Origin of the sequence: Saccharopolyspora sp. NPDC002686 (genome assembly GCF_040295745.1) — a bacterium.
Taxonomy (GTDB): domain Bacteria; phylum Actinomycetota; class Actinomycetes; order Mycobacteriales; family Pseudonocardiaceae; genus Saccharopolyspora; species Saccharopolyspora oryzae.
Window position 1 is genome coordinate 26,462 of the sequence record NZ_JBEOVY010000013.1, and the last position, 19,541, is coordinate 46,002.

General features: G+C 68.6%; 18 protein-coding genes. 11 read left to right on the forward strand and 7 right to left on the reverse strand.

Going from position 1 to position 19,541, the window contains the following annotated elements; all coding sequences use genetic code 11:
- The first annotated feature begins 101 nt into the window (after positions 1-101).
- The 4 genes from ABTZ89_RS03445 to ABTZ89_RS03460 all read left to right on the forward strand — a co-directional run bounded on the left by ABTZ89_RS03445 (position 102) and on the right by ABTZ89_RS03460 (position 4,040).
- Positions 102-1,535, forward strand: a complete 1,434-nt coding sequence (locus ABTZ89_RS03445) for an alpha/beta hydrolase (protein WP_351039587.1) — start codon at positions 102-104, stop codon at positions 1,533-1,535.
- 96 nt (positions 1,536-1,631) lie between these two features.
- Positions 1,632-1,967 (forward strand): YciI family protein, encoded by a 336-nt coding sequence (locus ABTZ89_RS03450; RefSeq protein ID WP_270946419.1) that lies wholly within the window; start codon positions 1,632-1,634, stop codon positions 1,965-1,967.
- Positions 1,964-3,175: an RNA polymerase sigma factor gene (locus ABTZ89_RS03455; protein WP_351039591.1), complete on the forward strand. Its 1,212-nt coding sequence runs from the start codon at positions 1,964-1,966 to the stop codon at positions 3,173-3,175. The genes ABTZ89_RS03450 and ABTZ89_RS03455 overlap by 4 nt, the downstream gene beginning before the upstream one ends.
- An 82-nt stretch (positions 3,176-3,257) precedes the next feature.
- Positions 3,258-4,040 carry a DUF899 domain-containing protein gene (locus ABTZ89_RS03460; RefSeq protein ID WP_351039593.1) on the forward strand — a complete coding sequence of 261 codons (783 nt, stop codon included), beginning with the start codon at positions 3,258-3,260 and terminating at the stop codon, positions 4,038-4,040.
- 47 nt (positions 4,041-4,087) lie between these two features.
- On the opposite strand, the gene ABTZ89_RS03465 is transcribed toward ABTZ89_RS03460, so the two are convergent.
- Positions 4,088-6,001, reverse strand: a complete 1,914-nt coding sequence (locus ABTZ89_RS03465) for an acyl-CoA dehydrogenase family protein (protein ID WP_351039596.1) — start codon at positions 5,999-6,001, stop codon at positions 4,088-4,090.
- A 394-nt stretch (positions 6,002-6,395) separates the two neighbouring features.
- On the opposite strand from ABTZ89_RS03465, the gene ABTZ89_RS03470 reads away from it, so the two are divergent.
- The 3 genes from ABTZ89_RS03470 (at position 6,396) to ABTZ89_RS03480 (ending at position 8,480) form a co-directional block, all read left to right on the forward strand.
- Positions 6,396-6,749: a hypothetical protein gene (locus ABTZ89_RS03470; RefSeq protein ID WP_270946423.1), complete on the forward strand. Its 354-nt coding sequence runs from the start codon at positions 6,396-6,398 to the stop codon at positions 6,747-6,749.
- 371 nt (positions 6,750-7,120) lie between these two features.
- Positions 7,121-7,834: a hypothetical protein gene (locus ABTZ89_RS03475; protein WP_351039599.1), complete on the forward strand. Its 714-nt coding sequence runs from the start codon at positions 7,121-7,123 to the stop codon at positions 7,832-7,834.
- A gap of 298 nt (positions 7,835-8,132) precedes the next feature.
- On the forward strand, positions 8,133-8,480 hold the full coding sequence (locus tag ABTZ89_RS03480; RefSeq protein WP_351039602.1) for a hypothetical protein: 348 nt from the start codon (positions 8,133-8,135) through the stop codon (positions 8,478-8,480).
- Between the two features lie 96 nt (positions 8,481-8,576).
- Here ABTZ89_RS03480 and ABTZ89_RS03485 read toward each other — a convergent pair whose 3' ends face one another.
- Complete coding sequence (locus tag ABTZ89_RS03485) at positions 8,577-9,047, reverse strand: FHA domain-containing protein (RefSeq protein ID WP_351039604.1); 471 nt, start codon at positions 9,045-9,047, stop codon at positions 8,577-8,579.
- 764 nt (positions 9,048-9,811) lie between these two features.
- Between ABTZ89_RS03485 and ABTZ89_RS03490 the strand changes: the two genes are divergently transcribed.
- The 3 genes from ABTZ89_RS03490 (at position 9,812) to ABTZ89_RS03500 (ending at position 13,242) form a co-directional block, all read left to right on the forward strand.
- Positions 9,812-10,468 carry a hypothetical protein gene (locus ABTZ89_RS03490; RefSeq protein WP_351039607.1) on the forward strand — a complete coding sequence of 219 codons (657 nt, stop codon included), beginning with the start codon at positions 9,812-9,814 and terminating at the stop codon, positions 10,466-10,468.
- A gap of 129 nt (positions 10,469-10,597) precedes the next feature.
- On the forward strand, positions 10,598-12,331 hold the full coding sequence (locus ABTZ89_RS03495) for a S8 family serine peptidase (protein ID WP_351039610.1): 1,734 nt from the start codon (positions 10,598-10,600) through the stop codon (positions 12,329-12,331).
- A 677-nt stretch (positions 12,332-13,008) separates the two neighbouring features.
- Complete coding sequence (locus ABTZ89_RS03500; protein WP_351039613.1) at positions 13,009-13,242, forward strand: hypothetical protein; 234 nt, start codon at positions 13,009-13,011, stop codon at positions 13,240-13,242.
- A gap of 55 nt (positions 13,243-13,297) precedes the next feature.
- Here the strand turns inward: ABTZ89_RS03500 and ABTZ89_RS03505 are convergent, their stop codons facing one another.
- From ABTZ89_RS03505 to ABTZ89_RS03525, 5 genes are all read right to left on the reverse strand, one after another.
- On the reverse strand, positions 13,298-13,477 hold the full coding sequence (locus ABTZ89_RS03505) for a hypothetical protein (protein ID WP_351039616.1): 180 nt from the start codon (positions 13,475-13,477) through the stop codon (positions 13,298-13,300).
- A 251-nt stretch (positions 13,478-13,728) separates the two neighbouring features.
- Positions 13,729-14,685, reverse strand: coding sequence for a patatin-like phospholipase family protein (locus ABTZ89_RS03510; RefSeq protein WP_351039627.1), 957 nt, complete (start codon positions 14,683-14,685; stop codon positions 13,729-13,731).
- A 250-nt stretch (positions 14,686-14,935) separates the two neighbouring features.
- The gene (locus tag ABTZ89_RS03515) at positions 14,936-15,172 is read right to left on the reverse strand and encodes a hypothetical protein (RefSeq protein ID WP_270946431.1); all 237 of its coding nucleotides are present in this window, start codon (positions 15,170-15,172) and stop codon (positions 14,936-14,938) included.
- 366 nt (positions 15,173-15,538) lie between these two features.
- Positions 15,539-17,200, reverse strand: coding sequence for an amidohydrolase (locus tag ABTZ89_RS03520; RefSeq protein ID WP_351039619.1), 1,662 nt, complete (start codon positions 17,198-17,200; stop codon positions 15,539-15,541).
- Positions 17,201-17,221: 21 nt separating this feature from the next.
- Positions 17,222-18,544, reverse strand: coding sequence for an MFS transporter (locus ABTZ89_RS03525; RefSeq protein WP_351039622.1), 1,323 nt, complete (start codon positions 18,542-18,544; stop codon positions 17,222-17,224).
- A gap of 113 nt (positions 18,545-18,657) precedes the next feature.
- Here ABTZ89_RS03525 and ABTZ89_RS03530 point away from each other — a divergent pair.
- Positions 18,658-19,541: LysR family transcriptional regulator (locus ABTZ89_RS03530; protein ID WP_351039625.1), on the forward strand; the 884-nt coding region annotated here is incomplete at its 3' end.

Genomic DNA, 19,541 nt, shown 5'->3' on the forward strand with positions numbered 1-19,541 from the left:
CACGACTCCAATCCCACCGTTTACACGCAACGGTCGGTGATGATAATCGTTTTCAACAAGGTGCTCAACCCGCCATCCAGTGAAGGTGGATGTGACTCAACGTGAACAAGAAGATGTCTGCGGCCGCGGCCGCGGTGCTCGCCGTTCCCCTGCTCAGCGCCGTGCCCGCGAGCGCGGAACCGCTGGTCTTCGGGCCCTGCCCGTTCGAAGGTGCCGAGTGCGCCGAGCTCTCCGCACCACTGGAGGCGCGCGAACCCGGCGGCGAGGAGATCCCGATTTCGGTCTCACGCGTTCGGGCCACCGGCACCCGGGAGGAGTACCGCGGGGCCCTGCTGGTCAATCCGGGCGGACCGGGCGGCTCCGGGCTGGAGTACTCGGTGAGCAAGGGCAAGAAGCTGCCCGAGCAGGTGCGTCGGTCCTACGACATCATCGGCTTCGACCCGCGCGGAGTGGGGCGAAGCGCCCCGCTTGACTGCGGCGAGCTCGGTGGGCTGTTCAATCATCCTGCGCCACAACCAGTTCCGGCGGACTTCGCGCAGGAACGCGCCCACCTGGACCGATTAGCCGACATGGCGCAAGACTGCCTGCAGCACAACCCGGACGCAGCGGCGATGAACACCATGAACACCGCGCGCGACATGGACCGCATCCGGGAGGCGCTCGGTGAGCCGAAGCTGAACTTCCTCGGGGTCTCCTACGGCAGCTACCTGGGCGCGGCCTACGCGGCCGAGTTCCCCGAGCGGATCGGCCGGATGGTGCTCGACAGCGTGGTCAGCCCGGACCACTGGCACGACTTCGACGTGCAGCAGGCCCACGCGATGCTGCGGCAGCGCGACGTGCTGTTCGACTGGATCGCCGCCCACCCCGAACTGGATCTGGGCGCTACCCGCGACCAGGTCCGCGACACCTACACCCGGGCGCGCACCAGCCTGGCCGAAACGCCGGCCCGCGGCACCTTCGGCGCGGCGGAGTTCGACAACCTCGTCTACAAAACCCTTTCGCGCACCGAACGCTGGCGGCCGTTCGCCGAGGCGTTGGCCGCGTACGTGAACTCGGGCAACGCCGACGGCCTGGAGCCCGCACTGCCCGGAACCGACGCCGAATCACGCAACTACGAAGCCGCACTGCGCACCGTGAAGTGCAACGACAGCACGCGGCCGAGCCGCGCGGAGGTCATCGACGACATCCGCGAGCTGCGCGAAACCGACCCGCAGCCGATCCTCACCGGGCTCGAGGCGACCACCTGCGCCTTCTGGGACAGGCCCCGGGAAACCGCACGATTCGGCAGCTCCGGCATGCCCCCGATCCTGCTCACGCAAGCCGAGCACGACCCCACCACGCCGTACGAAGGCGCCACCCGCATGCAGGCCGAACTCCCAGGTTCCCGCATGATCACGGCTCAGGACAGCTACTCCCACGGCCTCTTCGCCAGCCAGCGGATCGCCTGCGTGGACGATGCGACAGCCGCCTACCTGGTCGACGGCCGCCTCCCGAACCAGGACCTGCGCTGCCCGGGCCCCGGCCTTCCCGAATGAGCACCCCACCGCCCACGACGAACGGAACTCGACCCGCGAAGCAGAAGGCAAGTCGGTCGGACGCGCGGGCAGGTCGGAGTTGGCAGAATCGGCCTCGTGAAATACGTGCTGCTGATCTGCGATGACGAGACCGTCTCACCGAGCAACGAGGAAATCGAGGCGGATCCGGTGCACCAGGCGTGGGTGGCGGATCTGGAACGGCGTGGTGCCAGGCTCGTCGGTGCGCGGTTGCGTCCGGTGGTGGACGCGACCACGGTCCGGGTCCGCGACGGCGAGACCTTGGTTTCGGACGGACCGTTCGCCGAGACCAAGGACTTCGTCGGCGGTTTCGTGATCGTCGAATGCGCAGACCTGGACGAGGCGATCGAGATCGCCGCTGGACACCCGTACGCGCGCTGGGGCGGGGTCGAGATCCGCCCGGTCTGGGAATGACCGTGCCCGGCGACCAGGTTCGAGCGGCCGTCGAAGCCGCCTACCGGGACGAGTGGAGCCAGGTCCTCGCGACGCTGATCGGGTTGACAGGAGACTGGGACCTGGCGGAGGACTGCACGCAGGACGCGTTCGCCGCCGCGCTGGCGAGGTGGCCGCGCGACGGTGTTCCGCGTCGGCCGGGCGCGTGGCTCACCACGGCGGCCCGCAACCGCGCGATCGACCGGCTGCGCCGCGACGCCGCCGGTGCGGCCAAGCTGCGCCAGCTCGCCGTGCTGGCCCGCGACCCGGACGAGCCGGTGGCGGATGACGTCCCGGACGAGCGGCTGCGGCTGATCTTCACCTGCTGCCATCCGGCGCTGCCGTTCCCGGCCCGGGTCGCGCTCACCCTGCGCACGCTGGCCGGCCTGACCACCGCCGAAATCGCCCGGGCCTTCCTGACAGCCGAGTCCACGATGGCGCAGCGGCTGGTCCGCGCCAAGCGCAAGATCCAGGAAGCCGGCATCCCCTATCGGGTCCCGCCGGCCGAGCTCCTCCCACCGCGACTCGCCGCCGTCCTCGCCGTGCTCTACCTGATCTTCAACGAGGGCTACGACGAGCGGCGGCCCCTGACCGCCGAGGCCATCCGGCTGGCACGCGTTCTGGTCCGGCTGATGCCGTTCGAACCGGAGCCGCAAGGCCTTCTCGCGCTGATGCTGCTGCACGAGGCCCGACGTGCGACGCGCACGGACGACGGCGTGCTGGTCACGCTGGAGCACCAGGACCGGTCCCGGTGGGACCAGGCGCTGATCGCCGAGGGAGTCGCGACGCTCGACGAGGCGCTGGCGACGCGGCGGCCAGGTCCCTACCAGGTCCAGGCCGCGATCGCGGCCTGCCACGCCACTGCGCCGGACGCGGCGAGCACGGACTGGCCGCAGATCGCGGCGCTTTACGCCGAGCTGGGCCGGTTGGCGCCGTCTCCGGTCGTAGACCTCAACCGAGCAGTCGCGGTCGCGATGGCGGACGGCATCCCGGCCGGTCTGGAGCTGGTCGACGAGCTGACGGCGTCGGGCCGGCTCGACGGGTACTACCTGTTGCCCGCGACCCGCGCCGACCTGCTCCGCCGAGCGGGCCGTTCCGCAGCGGCCAAGGAGGCGTACGAGCAGGCTCTGCAGCTGGCGCCGACCGAAGCCGAGCGCCGCTACCTCGCCAACCGCATCCAGGAGTTCTGAAAATTTCCGCGCCGCCGATGTCGATTCCGGGCGGCACTCCTCGTCGGTAGGTCGACAGTCCACCGCGACGAGGGAGAATCACATGACCATCGACCACCGGACCGGAACGCGTGAGGAGTGGCTCGCGTCCCGCAGGAAGCTGCTCGAGGCGGAGAAGGAACTCACGCGCCGCAGCGACGAACTGGCGCAACAGCGGCAGGAACTTCCGTGGGTCCCCGTCGACAAGGAGTACCGGTTCGACACCGACGACGGTGCCGCATCCCTGGCCGACCTCTTCCGCGGCCGCTCGCAGCTCCTGATCTACCACTTCATGTTCGGTCCCGACTGGGAGGCCGGGTGCCCGTCCTGCTCGGCGATCGCGGACGGCTTCAACGGCATCGTCACCCACCTGTTCAACCACGACGTCGCCTTGTCGGCCGTCTCGCGGGCTCCGCTGCCGAAGCTCCAGGCGTACAAGCAGCGGCTGGGCTGGAGCTTCCCCTGGGCCTCGTCGTTCCACAGCGACTTCAACGCCGACTTCAGCGTCTGGTTCACCGAGGAACAGCAGCGCGCGGGAGGTATCGAGTACAACTACCGGCGCGAGGCGGTGTTCGAGTGGCGCACCGGCCAGGAAGGTGGCGGCGAGAGCGCGGAAGCCCAGCTCGCCGACACGTGCGGAACCGACGTCGCCGACTACCACCGCGATAGGCCCGGCCTGAGCGCGTTCGTGCTAGATGACGGCGTCGTCTACCACACCTATTCGGCCTACGCGCGTGGGCTGGACGGCCTGTGGGGCATGTACCAGTGGCTCGACCGGGCGCCACGAGGCCGCAACGAGACCGGCGGCGTCTGGTGGCGCCGCAGCGACGAGTACGTCAACGGGTAAGCGCACGACGAGAGAGGACGAACGGTGGAGGGGGAATCGCGCGCCGACTACGGGTACGCCTCTCCAGCACGGGGCACCCGTCGCCGGTGGTTCTCGTGCTGGGACGGTCCGGCCGTTGCCTCGGCGATCCACGGGCCGTCGATGGACGGGTCGAAGATCCCCTCCTCCAGCCAGGAGTAGCGGCCCTCCAGCACCGCTCGCGCCAGGGCTCGGTCGTGGGCATCGGTGTTGTGCCACAGATCGCGGAACAGCCGCTCGACGCGACACCGGGCGTGTCGGCAGAAGGTGTCGGCCAGCTCCACCGCCGACTCGTCCTGCCCCTCGGACCGCGCGTACACGCAGGCAGCGCTCATCGCGTACAACTCGGCGCCGATGTCCACGATCCGTCCCAGGAACAGCTGGCGGTGCTCCAGCTCCGCCTGCCAGCGCGACATCCCGTAGAAGGTGTGCCGGGCGACCCGGCGGGTGGCGCGCTCGATAAACCGCAAGTGCCCGGCCAACTGCCCGTACCCGGCGAAACCGGCCGGCAGTTGCCCCTTCCCGACCGCCAGCGACGGCAACCAGCGGGCGTAGAAACCACCAGCGCGGGCAGCGGCGCTCGCCTTGCGCGACAGGTCCGCCTTCGGGTCGATGAGGTCGCCGGCCACCGACAGGTGCACGTCCACGGCTTCCCGCGCGATCAGCAACCTCATGATCTCGCTGGATCCCTCGAAGATCCGGTTGATGCGCAGGTCGCGCAGCAGCTGCTCGACCGGTACCCCGCGTTCGCCGCGCGCTGCCAGCGACGCGGCCGTCTCGTACCCGCGCCCGCCGCGGATCTGCACCAGATCGTCCGCGACCTGCCAGGCCAGCTCGGAACCGTAGAGCTTGGCCAGCGCCGCCTCGATGCGGATGTCGTGCCGGTCGGCATCGGCCAGCCGACCGGACACCTCGACCAGGGCCTCCAGGGCGAACGCGGTGGCCGCGGTGAACGAGACCTTGCCGGCGATCGCCTCGTGCGCACCGATCGGCCTGCCCCACTGCACCCGCCGCGCCGACCACTCCCGTGCGATCTTCAGGCACCACTTCGCGGCTGCCGCGCACATCGCGGGAAGGGCGAGCCGACCGGCGTTGAGCGTGGTCAGCGCGATCTTGAGCCCCTCCCCCTCCCGGCCGATCCGATTGCCCGCGGGGACCACCACGTCGTGCAGCCGGGTCACGCCGTTCTCGATCCCGCGCAGGCCGAGGAACGCATTGCGGTTCTCCACGGTGATACCGGGAGCGTCGCCTTCGACGACGAACGCGGTGATGCCACCGCGGTGCCCTTCCGAGGCGGGCACCCTGGCCAGCACCACGAGCAAGTCGGCCAGCACACCATTGGTGGTCCACAGCTTCACCCCGTTGAGGGTGTAGCTCTGCCCGTCCTCGCCGGGCACCGCCGTGGCCGCCAGCCGTGCCGGGTCGCTGCCCACGTCCGGTTCGGTGAGCAGGAACGCGGTGATCTCGCGGACGCAACGCGGCAGGAACTCCCGCTTCTGCGCCGGGGTACCGAACAACTGGACCGGCTGCGGCACACCCACCGACTGGTGCGCCGAGAGCAACGCCCCGATCGACGGGTGAACCGTGGCGACGAGCATCAGCGCGCGGTGGTAGTCCACCGCCGACAAGCCCAGCCCGCCGTACTCCTCGGGAATCCTGATGCCGAAGGCCCCGAGCGCCTTGAGGCCGTTGATCACCTCGTCCGGGATCCAGGAGTCGCGTTCGATCTGCTGCCCGTCCACCTCGTTCGCGCAGAACTCGCGCAGCCGTTCGAGGAACTCCGCACCACCGGTCGCGGGTTCTTGCTCGGGCAACGGATCGATCAAGTCGACCCGCAACCGCCCGAGGAACAACTCCCGGCCGAAACTCGGCCGATCCCAGCGGGACTCGCGGGCCTCCTCGGCCACCTGCCGGGCCCGCGCGGACTCGTCCACCGTGGACATCGCCACCCCCAGCGGCACGGCACGTGCGACGGGAACGAGACCATGTTACCGCTAACGGGTTACAGCGGGAAATCGATCGACTCGCCCCGTTGGCCTGGGCATCGAGGTCGCCCGCGCGTCGAAAATCCAACCGAGAAGCTGAATATCAGGCAGGACGAGTTCCAGGTGCAACCGGCGCGCGGCGGGTAGCCCGGACTGCCGAACGACACGAACGTGATCTACGAGCTGCACATCCGGGACGGAGCGGTAAGCTGGCGGCCATCTTTGCTCGGGCAGACATCACAGTCGGCGGTAGCTCGCTTCAGCGGTCCACAGTGGATGTCCGGTACTGACTGGTGTTGCGCTGAGCGGACGAAGCAGGACCGACCTGTCCACTGCAGAAGGATGCCGTGTCGTGACCAGCGTCAACGAAGTGCTGGAGCTCTACCCCGAGCTCGCGATCATTGTTGGCCTCCACACGCTGTGGACCTTCTGGATCTTGACCGACGCACTCGGCCGCCCGGAGTGGCTCGTGGGTGTGCTGAGCTGGCCCGAGCACACCGATGCGCTCTGGGTCGCCAACCGGCAACGGGCGCTCGGTGTCCGACTGCTCGTGGCAAGTCCTGGCAGCGGCGTCGTCTGGCAATCGTCGGGCACCCTCGCCGCCACGCTCGAAGCGCTGCGCGACCTACCCGCGCCCGATGCGCCTGGCGCACCGAACAAGATCCTCAAGTCCGGGCCGTTCTGGCCACCATGCGGGCTCTGCTGACAACCAGCCCCAGCACCTCAGCCGTGGTCGAACGCGTCGACCGACGGCGTTGAAGGACCGCATGCGAACGCCTGTCCTGTCGGATCCGCAGCCGACGCTGCACCGTCGACTCGAATCCCTGTTCTAACGATGAGAGCGGGCCGGGCGGAGCTGGACCACCATTCCCGGGCCCGAAGACGCGCAGCACGATGCCCGGCATATCGCTACCCCGGGTGACAGCGGTGAGTTGACCTCGCTGCGCCGTGGTGCGGCACCCATGATGGTTTCGCCGTCACCGAGTCGGCCTACCTGCGAAGATCGTGGCTGGGGAGGCCGTTCACCGGGTTCGCGGCGTTCAGATATCGCGCTCCAGTTGGGGGGTTGGAGGCGCAATGAATGATGTTGTTCCGGCTCGACCTGATTTTGCCGGGCGATGGCGCGGGTTCGATCGGGCGCAGGTCATCGAGCACGTCGCCCTGCTCGAAGCCGAAGTACGCCGGCTCCGGGACGAGCTTTCGGCCAAGGATTCCGGCCCAACGCCTGACTCGGAGATCGTCGAGTTCGCGGAGAAGCGGGCGACCACGATCATCGAGCAGGCGCAGGCGCAGGCCGAGGTCGTCTTGGCCGAGGCCGAGCAGGCGGCTGAGCAGATCAGGACCCAGGCCTGCGACCTCGCCCGCCGCTTGGCGCGGCGCCAGGCTGCCCTGGATCGAGAAGCGGCCCAGCTGAAGAGGGAGCACCACGAGCGCGAGCACCGTCTCCGGCGGAACGTTCGGCGGGAATACAAGCGGATCACCTCGATAGCGCAGCACGACGCCGAAGGTCTGCTCGACCGAACACGGCAGCGATGCGAGCGGCGAAACGCCGAGAGCGAGGAACGCAGTCGCCGGATCTGCGAGCAAGCGGAACGGCAGAGACGGGAGGCGGGCGCGGCTTTGGAGTCACTGCTGCACGAGGTCGTCAAGCAGTCGACCGAGTTGCGAGGCCTGAGCCTGCCGGATGCCGTGCGCGGCGAGCCCCGCAGCGAGCAAGTGGGGCACAGGGGCTACGACCTCAGCGCGGTTTCCGAAGCCGACGCTGAGGAACAGCACCTTCATGGCGCATGATGAGCTCTCAACGCAGCCAGCTCTGAAAGAGGCGTGTCCCGGACTCGTGCTGTGCTCGGTCCGGGGCACCGCCCGCAGCACGAAAGTCGACTTCGCACCGCCGCACCCAGGATGGCTACCATCTGTTCAGATCTTCCGAGAACTGGTGCTCTGCACCATGTTCGGCTAGTCGGTCGGATCGTACCGTTCGATTCACGTGCGCCGTGATCATCAACGTGCCGCTGCCCGGGATGAAGCTCAGCGACGCGATCCCCCGCGCCGACCACTGTCCCCCACCCACACCGCTGCGAGGACGCAAGTGACGCACAAGCCGCGGCGGGCCGCGCCCACACCCCCGCACCACAACATCGTGGTCCAGCTGGAGCTGGATCCGCCCCGCTGGGTGCTCGGATTCGTCGACGTGGACGGGACGTGGCACGAGTCCGTCACCATGCCCGCCACCCCCAGCGAGGACGAACCCGCACAACGCGCCACCCGCGACGGGGTCCAACCCTGGGCGGCCCGCATGCTCGACCGCCCTCACGTCCGTCTGCACCGGGTGGCCGACACGCGACGAGCAACGTGGTGGGTCACCGCACCCCACGACGACCAACGCTCGACGGACGAACCGGCCACGACCCGGCAGCCGCTCGACGACCCGGAATGATCCCGCCGGCGACCACCCGACCCGCGAGCACGGCGTCCAGCAAGGAGGACACCAGACGCCGGCTCACGGGGAACCCGGATCCTGGGAACGTGATCTTCAAGGTTGATCCGGGGAGGGCAGGTGGAAGCGGAGGTGGAACTTCCCGATCCACACCGCGTCCCCGTCGGCGAGCTCGGCCCGATCGACGGGCCTGCCGTTGACGAAGGTTCCGTTCAGCGAGCCCACATCGGCCAGCACGTAGCGGTCGCCGATCAGCAGCAACTGGGCGTGGAAGCGGGACACCGTGGGATCATCGAGCACCGCATCGCACCCCCGATCGCGCCCCAGCACGCAAGGCGGCTCCACCTCGAACCCCGTCCCCGCATCAGGACCGCGGGTGTAGATCAGTTGCGGCCGCCGCACATGCGCACCGGGTTCACGAGCAGGACGTGGGATGCTCACCGACTCGGGGATCTCCGCAGAAGGCCGGGCAACTCCCTGCGGCTCCTCCGTCGACCCTGAACTCGGCATGCCGGCTGGAGTCTGCATAACACCTCCTGACGGGCAAGAGGGCGACTGGTTGATCATGTATCGACCAGCCGACGAGAACGGTTCGCGAAGCGAAAATCAGCAACGAGAAGTGGTCACACCGCCGTCCTCGCCGTCGACGACAGGGCCGGCCGCGTGGCGATGGCATGCATGTTCCACAGTAGACGCGCACGGTGCAGGACAGAAGAAGACGCGCTGCACTGCGGAGCCCGCGCTCGCCCACAACCAGACGACTCACCGCCGTCACCCTCGCCGACAATGGAGACATTAACCGAAAGGGAAAGCAGTTGGTGAATATCCGCCGGAGAGACCGCTAAGCACATAGCCAACGTGGCGGGCTCCACCGGTTCGCGGCGAATTCCACCGTCCGGGGTTCAGCCGATGGCAGGTTTCACGCATCACAGGTATTTCGTGCGACGTTGCTCCAGCAAGTCGGATCGCTCGACATCCGACTGCTCCGCCTAGGCCTGCATGGCGCTCTGACCACTGACCCCTGATCCGCGCCGGACTCTCGCCCCCCTTCCTCGAAGGCCCGGAAAACATCGCAGCCACACGAGATCTAGACAGTCCACAATAGACTTATTGCCACCGAAGGTGGACACTTTTCCGGCTCATACCGCCGAGTTCACCTGAGGAAGAACTGAACGCTTGTACACATGGTCGCTAAAACTCAATCCCTGCAAGAAACATGTACCTGCCGGTACTACACGCCTCGGTGATCCGACCTGGCCCCGCCGTGCGATCTTTCCAGCTCGGTCATAGCTTCGATTCGCCGGAATAACCGAATGTGAAAGGTGAAAATGATGACTGCTGGCATGGCGACACAGCAGATTTCCCCGCAAGTTCAGGTTCCCACCCAGATGTCCGGTATGGGGCAGGGCGTGCAGCAAACTCCGTACGGCGGATTCGGACAGCAGATGCCGCCCGTTCCGCAGCAGCCCGGCCAGGTGCAGTACGGGCAGCAGTTCGGTCAGCGCGGAATCCAGGAAGGGATCTTCAGCATTTCCTCGGCGGCGTTGACCGCGGTGTTGGACCACCTGCAGCGGGATCCAGCAGCGCGCCAGTTCCTCGCGGTTCAGGGGCAGCTCACACCGCAGGCACAAGCCAACGTCACGATGGAGGCGGCACGACGCGTGGCACCGATCGTGCTCGAAACCGTCAAATCGATCTGCGGCAGCCAGCAGTCGTTCGGCCAGCAGCCCTGGAGCCAGCAGCAGCCGTGGAGCCAACAGCAGCCGTGGAGCCAGCAGCAGCCCTTCGGGCAACAGTCCTGGAACCAGCAGCCCTGGAGCCAGCAGGCCTGGAGCCAACAGCAGCCCTTCGGCCAGCAGCCGTGGAGCCAGCAGCAGCCGTGGAGCTCGCAGCTCTGGAGCCAGCCGCCGTCCTGGACGCAGGAGCAGTTCGGCCAGCAGCAGCTGCCGTTCGGGCCGCAATTCGAGCAGAACCCGTTCGGCTGGTGATCTCCCGCTGGTGATCTTCGATTCGACGGCGCCGCCGATGGGCCGCCGGACATGATTTGCGAAATGTCGACCGGGTGTCGTGCGCATTGGCGCGACACCCGGTTCGGATGTGAAAAGGGCTGATGGGCGATGTCAGACAAGAAGAACAACAACAAGATCAACGAGCACGGCGGGGCCGCCGGGAGCAGTTCCGGCAATGGCCGGCGCCCGCAGTCGGATGCGGATGCAGCGGGCACGATCCACCAGCGTCCTGAGCAGTACCTGGTCGCGGTGCGCCCACCGCACCTGCTACCGCCGGGCGTGCAGCCAGCGGCGGCCGATCCCGACGCCCTGTTCCAGTGGCTGTCCGAACAGCCGGACACCCGGCTGCTCGCCCGGTTGCCCCGACGGCAGGGCTCGAGGACGGCGATCGAGCCGGCCTGCCCGGAGATCGCCGTGGTCGAGATGCCGCCCGAGCGCGCCGCCTCCCTGCGCGGCTCGGTCCAACTCCTGGTCGAACCCGACATGCCGCTCAGCTACGGCGACCCCAATCCGGTGGTCAACCCGCTCGCCCTGCCCGACCCCGACGTCATCGTCGGGCTCCGCGAACCAACCCGCGTGCCGGTGCTGGTCACCGACAGCAAGCACGTCCCGCTCGAAGGGATCGACGTGATCCTGCTCGGCGCCACCTGGCCGGCGCGGGGTCGCACCGGCGCGGACGGTCGGGTCGTGCTCGAACTACCCGACGACACGCTGGAGACCGTCCGCGAACTGCGCGTGCAATCGGCTCAGGACCACTGGAGCCGGCGGGTCGAACGTCCGGCGCTTTCGGCGGACGAGAACGTCGTGGTGCTCAAGAGGATGTCGGAGACCTTCGAGCAGTTCCCCCAGCGCCAGATCACCGGATGGGGCCACGAAGCGCTCGGATTGGACCTCGTCCCCCCGACCCACCGCGCCGACGGCGTGCGGATCGCGATCCTGGACTCCGGCGTGGACGTCGAGCACCCGGATCTGGCTGGCCGCATCGTGGCCGGCCACGACTTCACCGCGGACGACGCCGACACCTGGACCGCAGACGAGATCGGTCACGGCACGGCCTGCGCCGGCATCATCACCGGCACCGACGACACGACGGGCATCTCCGGCATCGCCCTGGACGCCGAAGTGCACGCGTGCAAGATCTTCCCGAACGGCCGGTTCAGCCATCTGATCAAGGCGCTCGACTACTGCATCGATCACGAGATCGACATCGCGCACCTCAGCCTGGGCAGCACGCACGCCTCCGAGCTGGTCGCCCTCAAGGTCCTCGACGCCTGCAACGCCGGCATCGCCTGCATCGCTCCCGCGGGCAACAACGGCGGAATGGTCACCTTCCCCGGCACCCTGCCCTCGGTGCTCACCGTCGCCGCCCTGGGCAAAGTCGGCGAGTTCCCCGTCGACAGCCAGCACCACCTGCAGGCCAGCGGCCGGCGCACGAGCGCTGACGGCTACTTCTCTCCTGCCTTCAACTGCTTCGGCCGCGAGGTCGACGTGTGCGCGCCGGGCGTGGCGATCCCGGTAGCCGCGCCTGCGGACGGCTACACGCTCCGCGACGGCACCGCGATCGCAGCGGCGCACATCACCGGCCTCACCGCACTGGTGCTGGCCCACCACGACGGCTTCCGCGACTGGTTCCGGGTCCGCAACGCCGCACGCGTCGGATACCTGTTCCACACCATCTGCACCAGCAGCCAACTGGTCGCCCCGGCGGACCCCACCCGCTCCGGTGCCGGACTGCCCAACGCCGCCCGCGCACTCGGACTCCTGCTGCCGGAGATGGCCACCACGCCAGGCTCACCAACCGCGACCGAATTCAACCAGCAGGCTGCGGCTGATCGGCACTAGCCCACGAGCCGCACAGCAACAAGCGCAAGTGTCCACAGTGTTCAATGCACGATCTCGCGGCTCGGCCTCATCAGGAGTTATGGGGCCGAGCCGCAGCTCACGCACCGCGTGAATGGCGGAGGCCCCGCCGTACCCCGATAGCGGTTGGCCGGCGAACTCGGACAAATCGAGGAGGCGGAGCGCGGCGGCGACGCCCGGTCATCCGAGGGAAAGAAACGCCGCGCGCCACCGCCGCTAGAGAGCGGATCAACTTCGATAGCGGAGAAGCCGGAGCCGGGGAACCGCCGGAGATCGCTCTCTGAGGTGCTCGCGACAGTTCGGGGTTATCGCGAACATCCTGCAAGCGACCTTACGACGGTACGTGCTGACTGTCCTGTTGAGACGATCGGATTCAACCCGCTCGTGGCCGATACATCCTTGACTGCGCAAGAAAATTCTCGGACGCCATAATTCAAAAGACTTGTTGCACAACAAAATCACATAACCGGGCGCGATCTTGACGACCTGCACTGCTGAACTGTCGATCAGGCGAGCGTCACCTCAAAGGGTCGAGCAACTTGTGGCCGGTCGGAGCAGTGCCAGGATCACGCGACATGGAACAATCACAATCACACCGGAGAGGTTGGCTGCTACGCCTTCCGCTCTGGATCGCATTCATCGCACTGTTCAGCTCTGCCATGTGGTGCAACGTCCGCCTGATCGGTCTGGTGTGGACCGGCGAAATCACAACCGAGTCCACGAGCGAGAACTGGTACACGCAGGCACTGCTCGTATCCCTGGTGGGAGCGGGCTGGTTCTTCGGCCTCGCACTGCTCTGCGGGAAGCCGGGGTCGACCCGCTCCGGCCGTCAGCGCAAGCACTGCCCGGCCACGATCCGCGGCGCCGAGGACGGCTGGCCCCTGCCCCGATGATCGCCGGGCGGGTTTCACGAGAACAGTTGGAGCGACGCGGTCGCCGCGCGCCGACTCACTCAGCGGAGACCGGCCATTCGGGGGCAGCGGTATCGAAATGGGCACCATCGGCCGACTGGCCGTCGAGGAGTTCGGCAAAGCTGGGCGGTGGCGGCACGCTCCACGTCTTCTCGGGGTCGCACAACAGCTCACCGATCAACGTGTCGTAGATCGGTGACTCGCTGCCGGTAGTCATCACGGGCCCTCCCGTCATGGTGGCGTTGCGCCGCCGACTTTCCGCAGCGGCGACCAAGACGCACCAAAGTCGACGAGCCAGCGCTTGCTGGGTTCACGGCAGTCCCCTCCGCCCGCTGCCCCAGCGCTCTGGGATGCGAGCCACCGAACACCCCCGGTCGGCATACACCAAATGCACGCGGCGAGACCACCCAAATGGATGATCGCAGGTGCGCCTCGCCGTAGCAATAGGCCGTGAACCGGCTGGCGGGTTCAACCCGGCCGGTCGGCGAAGAAGGCGTCGACCGCTTCCCTCCCGTGGTGGATCAAGGCCTGCACCATCTCGGGGTCCACGTCGAACTCGGTGATGCCCACCTCCGCCGTGTCGATGGTGATCGTGCGGTCGCGGACGTCGGGGCGGTCGAGGTGGGTCTGGTCGTTGCCCACGAACGCCGTGACGACGACCTTCTTGAGCAGTTCGAACGGCGGCGGCAGCGGCAGCCCGAGCGTGGGGAAGACGTGGTCCATCCCCGTGGGCAGGTCGGGCATGATCCGGACCCCGTAGGTGGGCCAGCGCGCCTGCCGCCCGTCGGTGCGGTCGAAGATCTCGACTGCGAAGTTCGACAGCACCGCACCATCGACGACCACCGAGGTCTCCCCGGTGACCGGATCGGTGAGCTGCTGGGGCTCGAAGAACAGCGGGATGGACATCGACATCCGCACCGCGTCGGCGACGGACTGCCGGTCGGGATCGAGGTGGAACCGGTGGTAGTCCCACGGCAACCGCAGCAGCCGACCACGGGTGATGTCCGTGGCCAGCACGACCAGCTTGTAGCGCTGGTCGTCGTGCAGGTTGCCGTCGTCACCGTCGGGCTCGCGGCGCAGATCGCCGAACGTGGTGACGCCGAGCGCCTGCAGCTCGCGGTCCAACCAATCCTTCAGGTAATCGCCCTCGTAGGCACCGTTCCGGGTGAACAGCGCGAGCGCTTCGCTGATCAGCGGCACGTGCGGCGGCATCCGGTCCGGCACCTGGGACAGTTCGAGCCGACCCATGGCTCCGCGGAGCTGCCTGGTGTCGGCCCCGGCGGCCACCAGCGCCGCCACCACCGCCCCGACGGAGGTACCGGCGATCCGCGGAAACGCGTAGCCGCGCTCCATCAGCCCGAGGACGGCACCCATCGTGCCGATCCCCTTGACCCCGCCGCCCTCGAGCACCAGATCCGCCTGCATCACCCAGGTCCTCCCGCTCCCGACCGCGCCCTTCGGGACACGTCCAAAGATGCTGCGACCTGGCAACGACCACCGCCACCCGCCGGCCGCCCGTTCCGGTGCCGAACCGGATCGGTGCGACCACGACGGCAAGTGATCATCCTGGTCCGGCGCGGAAGTCACGTCTCGCGCGGTAGGTCCGGTCGACGTGCCGTTCAACGATGATCAATGACAGGTGCGACCGTCGCTCGTGCCGGCTCTTGCTGACCGGTCAGGCCGCTGCCGAGGCGGAGCTCTGCGCCTGCGCGCGAGCACGGCGGCTTTCGTGCGCAGCGGCCAGGCTGGCTCGGCAGGTCCGGACGACCTGCCGGTTCGCCGCGGTCTCGAGGACCTGGCGGCACCGCGTGCACACCACGGTCACCGATCCGGTCAACTCGTCGACCGCGACGGACGCCTCGGCCTCGCAGCGGCGGCACCAGCGGTGCCCGGTGACGGGGATGACGTGCATCGGCGAAGCGATGCATTCATGTGTCCAGCGACGGTGAACGTGGCAGGTGATGCGCTCGTGAGCCGAAATCTCCTCGCGCTCCTCCACCGCATCCTCGAGGATCAAGGTGTCCGCGAGGTGCCGGTCACGGAGGTCCGCGTAGCGCTCTCCGTACCGCAGTACCTCCGCGGCGCTCGGTCGGGAGGGACGCGACGAGCGTCGGGGCCGCGGCTCGGTTCGGTCGGGAGGGGACAGGAGATGCATGGTCTCGCCTTGAACGGATCTGCTTCGTCGGATTGACACCAGTGTCTTTAGTCCCGAATGCGCGAACATCGGTGGTACTACGTAGCCCTTGCGTATCTACCTGAAGTGATCGGGGGTTCAGTCTCAGGAGACTTTCAACGCCCCCGCGTCATGGCCGATCCGGCCGCCGACGACGGTGGCGCCGACGGTCAGCTCCCCGATGCGTTCCGGCGCCACCCCCAGCAAGTCGTCGCTGAGGACGACGAAGTCGGCGAGCATGCCGCGGGCCAAGGTCCCCTTGATGCGCTCTTCGTGGACGGCGTAGGCGGAGCCGATCGTGTAAGCGCGCAACGCTTCTCGCACCGTCACGGCTTCGTGCGGACCGATCGGCGCTCCCGAGGCGGTCCGCCGGTTGACCATGTCGTGGATGCTCAGCAGCGGGTCACCGGCGACGACCGGGGCGTCCGTGGAACCCGGGAGCTCCACCCCCGCATCCAGGAACGAGCGCATCCGGTAGGCCAGTTGCCCCCGAACCGGGCCGAGGGCCGACAGCAATCCGTCACCGATCTCCGACAGGAACCGGCCCTGCGGCACCGGGATCAGGCCGAGCTCCGCGATGCGGGCGACCTGCGCATCGCTGGTGACCGCCGCGTGCTCGATCCGGTGGCGCACGTCCGCGCGCGGGTGCAGCCGCTGCGCCTCCGCGTAGGAGTCGAGGACGACGTCCAACGCGGCGTCGCCGATGGCGTGCGTGGCGACCTGCCAGCCGCAGCGGTGCGCCTCGACGACGTACCGGCGGATCTGCTCGGCCTCGTACTGCAGCAACCCGCTGTTCCCGGGGGAATCGTGGTAGTCGCAGCACATCGCCGCGGAGCGGCCGATCAGCGAACCGTCCGAGAGGATCTTCGTCGGCCCGATCCGCAGCCACTCGTCGCCGAAGCCGGTGCGCATCCCGAGGTCGAGGCCGTACCAGGTGGTGCCCGGCTCCAACGCGCCGCAATCGTGCAGTGCGGTGATGTAGGGCATGACCGTCATCCGGACCCCGAGCAGGCCGCGCTCGCGCGCCCGCAGGTAGGCGTCCAGGTCTGCCGGCCCGTTGCCGATGCCGTCGACGACGCCGATGCCCGGTTCGGTCGCGCTGGTCAGGCCGACTGCGAGGGCGGCCTGCGCCCCGGCTGCGATGTTCGCGGTCCACTCCTCGGTCGGCTCCGGGCGGAGTGCGCGTTCGACCAGCTGCATCGCGGTTTCCTGCAGCAGCCCCTCAGCCCGCCCGTCGGCGTCGCGCACGACGTGACCGCCTGGCACGTCTGGCAGTGCTGCGAGGTCGGCGAACCCCGCCCGGGCGAACGCTTCGGTGCTGGCCACTGCCATGTGGTGCGAGGTGTGCATCAGCCAGACCGGACGGCCTTGAGCCACCCGGTCCAGTTCCGCGGCCGTCGGATGGGCGCCGATCTTGTTCTGGTCGTAGCCCGCGCCCAGCACCCAGGCATCGGCGGGCAGCGTCGCCGCCCGCTCGGCCACCGCCTGGTACAGCGCGTCGAGGCTGGGCGCGGCGGTGTAGGACACGTCCAGCTCGCGCAGCCCCTTGCCGACGAGGCTGAGGTGGTGGTGGGCATCGTTGAAGCCGGGCACCGCGTGCGCGCCGTCGAGATCGACGACCACATCCCCGGTGCAGCCGTCCAGCTCCTCGTCGAGCGCGACGATTCGACCGCCCAGCACACCCACGGCGCGAGCCGCGGGGCGAGCCGGGTCGAGGGTGCTGAATCGTCCATTGTGGAACACCGCGTCGAGGCGCAAGGTCGTCATCTCCTTGTCGTTCGGGAGTCGTCAGAGGGCTGCCGGAGCTTGAACCCGGCTCGTGCGCCGCGCGGTGGCCCTGGCGAGCGCGGCGACGCAGCCCGTGGTGATCAGCAGCAGGGCCGCGTAGAACCCGACCACCGGCCAGATCGAGCCGCCGGCGGTCAGCAGCGCCTGGGCCGCGAACGGCGTCGTACCGCCGATGAGCGTCGAGCACAGCTGGTACGACAGCGAGATGCCGGTGTAGCGGACCCGGGAGGTGAACGCGCGGGCGAGGAATCCGGCCAGCACGGCGTAGTACCCGGAGCCGGCGATCGTGGCGAGCGCGATGCCGACCAGGACCAGGACCGGTTGCGCCGTGCTGACCAGCAGGAACATCGGCCCGGCGAGGACGACGTTGGCCAGCAGCGACCACACCATGAACCGGGCCTCGCCGACCCGCTCGGAGATCAGCGCCGCCAGCGGCTGCCACAGGAACTGCACGACGGAGACCCCGAGCAGGACGTAGAGCATCGTCTGCCGGTTCATGTGCAGCTCGTTGGTGGTCCAGGACAGCACGAAGGTGTTGGTGAAGTACGCGGACGAGATGCCCATGATCGAGGCGCCGATGCCCAGCAGCACGGTCCGCCAGGCGGTGCGCAGCACTTCGGCGATCGGCAGCCTCACCACCTCACCGCTTTCCCTGACCTGCTCGAACTCGTTCGACTCCGCGACCTTCATGCGGATCACGAGCCCGACCACGACGAGCACACCGGACAGCAGGAACGGCACCCGCCAGCCCCACGCGGCGAAGGCCGCGTCGTCCATGGTCCCGGCGGCCAGGAAGACCAGGGTCGCCAGGATCGCCCCCGCCGGGGAGCCCTGCTGCACCAGCATCGCGAACAGCGACCCGCGCCCCTTCGGCGCGCTCTCGGACGCCATCAGCACCGCCCCGCCCCATTCGCCGCCCACGGCGATGCCCTGGACGGCGCGCAGCAGTGCCAGCAGGAACGGTGCCGCCACCCCGATCTGGGCGTGGGTGGGCAGCACCCCGATGAGGAACGTGGCCGCGCCCATCATCAGCAGCGTGGTGACCAAGGTGCCCTTGCGGCCCATCCGGTCGCCGAAGTGGCCGAACACGATGCCGCCGAGCGGACGGGCCAGGAAACCGACCCAGAACGTCGCGAAGGAGGCGAGAACACCGGCGGCGGGTGAGGCGTCCGGGAAGAACAGCTTCCCGAAGACCAACGCGGACGCCGTCCCGTAGATGTAGAAGTCGTACCACTCGATGGTGGTGCCGACGAACGAGGCGAGGCCCGCGCGACGGGCTTGGCCCGACGCACCGGCGAGCCCGGCGGGGCGTGGAACAGTCATGGAGCCTCCGGGGACGCGGTTCCTCCGGATCTGCGCCGGAGGAACCAGGACGGACAGCCAACAGTTTGAATTCGGCCACCGATGCCGTCTAATACTTGATTCCTACGATCCTCATGCCTCGCAGGCATGCCATCCGGGAGGTCACCGTGGAACTGCGGGTGCTGCGCTACTTCCTCGCCGTCGCCGAAACCGAGTCGGTCACCGCAGCGGCACGCCGATTGCACATCGCTCAACCGTCCATCTCGCGCCAGCTCGCCGCCTTGGAGAAGGACCTCGGCGTCGCCCTGTTCACCCGCGGCGCCGGTTCGCTGGCGCTCAACGCCGCTGGTCGGCGCTTCCGCCCCGTTGCCCAGGACTTGGTGCGCCGCGCCGAGCAGGCCGTCGACACCATGGCGGCCGTGGGCCGGGGTGAAGAGGCCGCGCTGACCGTGGTCGCCCCTCCGGCCACGGTCGCGTACCTGCTGGCACCGTTCATGGCGGGCGGTGACACGGCGGGACCCGCGCTCCGCGACGCCATCCAGGAGGAACCGAGCAAGGTCTTCGACACGCTGCTGCACAGCGACGCCGACATCGGCATCTCGACCAATCCCGCGCCGGCTCCGCTGGAATCGGCGTTCCTGGGCCGCACTCCGGTCACCGCGCAGGTGCCTCCCGACCACCCGTGGGCCGAGCGCACCACGATCAGCCTGGCCGAGCTGGTCACCGAGCCGCTGATCCTGATGAACCGGGCCAATGCCGCCCGGCTGGTCCTCGACGACGCCGTCACCCGCGCGGGCCTGACCCTCACCGGCTCCGCTGAGACCGGCTCGTCGGCCTTCGCCCAAGCGCTGGCCGCGGCGGGCCGCGGGATCTGCCTGGTCACCGACGACGCCCGCTTCGACCTGCGGGAGCTGATCGTGCAAGCCCCCGACGCCCCGGAGCAGCAGCTGCGCACCCTGCTGGGCGCGTTCCTGTTCCAGGGCGAGCAGCTGCAGCAGCCGGCCGGAACGCTCTCCGG

Bases quoted from the DNA above. Each gene is read 5' to 3' on its own strand.
- ABTZ89_RS03455 (WP_351039591.1), top strand. From the start codon at position 1,964: ATGACCGTGCCCGGCGACCAGGTTCGAGCGGCCGTCGAAGCCGCCTAC.
- ABTZ89_RS03460 (WP_351039593.1), top strand. From the start codon at position 3,258: ATGACCATCGACCACCGGACCGGAACGCGTGAGGAGTGGCTCGCGTCC.
- ABTZ89_RS03465 (WP_351039596.1), bottom strand. From the start codon at position 6,001: ATGTCCACGGTGGACGAGTCCGCGCGGGCCCGGCAGGTGGCCGAGGAG.
- ABTZ89_RS03475 (WP_351039599.1), top strand. From the start codon at position 7,121: ATGAATGATGTTGTTCCGGCTCGACCTGATTTTGCCGGGCGATGGCGC.
- ABTZ89_RS03485 (WP_351039604.1), bottom strand. From the start codon at position 9,047: ATGATCAACCAGTCGCCCTCTTGCCCGTCAGGAGGTGTTATGCAGACT.
- ABTZ89_RS03490 (WP_351039607.1), top strand. From the start codon at position 9,812: ATGACTGCTGGCATGGCGACACAGCAGATTTCCCCGCAAGTTCAGGTT.
- ABTZ89_RS03495 (WP_351039610.1), top strand. From the start codon at position 10,598: ATGTCAGACAAGAAGAACAACAACAAGATCAACGAGCACGGCGGGGCC.
- ABTZ89_RS03500 (WP_351039613.1), top strand. From the start codon at position 13,009: ATGTGGTGCAACGTCCGCCTGATCGGTCTGGTGTGGACCGGCGAAATC.
- ABTZ89_RS03505 (WP_351039616.1), bottom strand. From the start codon at position 13,477: ATGACTACCGGCAGCGAGTCACCGATCTACGACACGTTGATCGGTGAG.
- ABTZ89_RS03510 (WP_351039627.1), bottom strand. From the start codon at position 14,685: ATGCAGGCGGATCTGGTGCTCGAGGGCGGCGGGGTCAAGGGGATCGGC.
- ABTZ89_RS03515 (WP_270946431.1), bottom strand. From the start codon at position 15,172: ATGCACGTCATCCCCGTCACCGGGCACCGCTGGTGCCGCCGCTGCGAG.
- ABTZ89_RS03520 (WP_351039619.1), bottom strand. From the start codon at position 17,200: ATGACGACCTTGCGCCTCGACGCGGTGTTCCACAATGGACGATTCAGC.
- ABTZ89_RS03525 (WP_351039622.1), bottom strand. From the start codon at position 18,544: ATGACTGTTCCACGCCCCGCCGGGCTCGCCGGTGCGTCGGGCCAAGCC.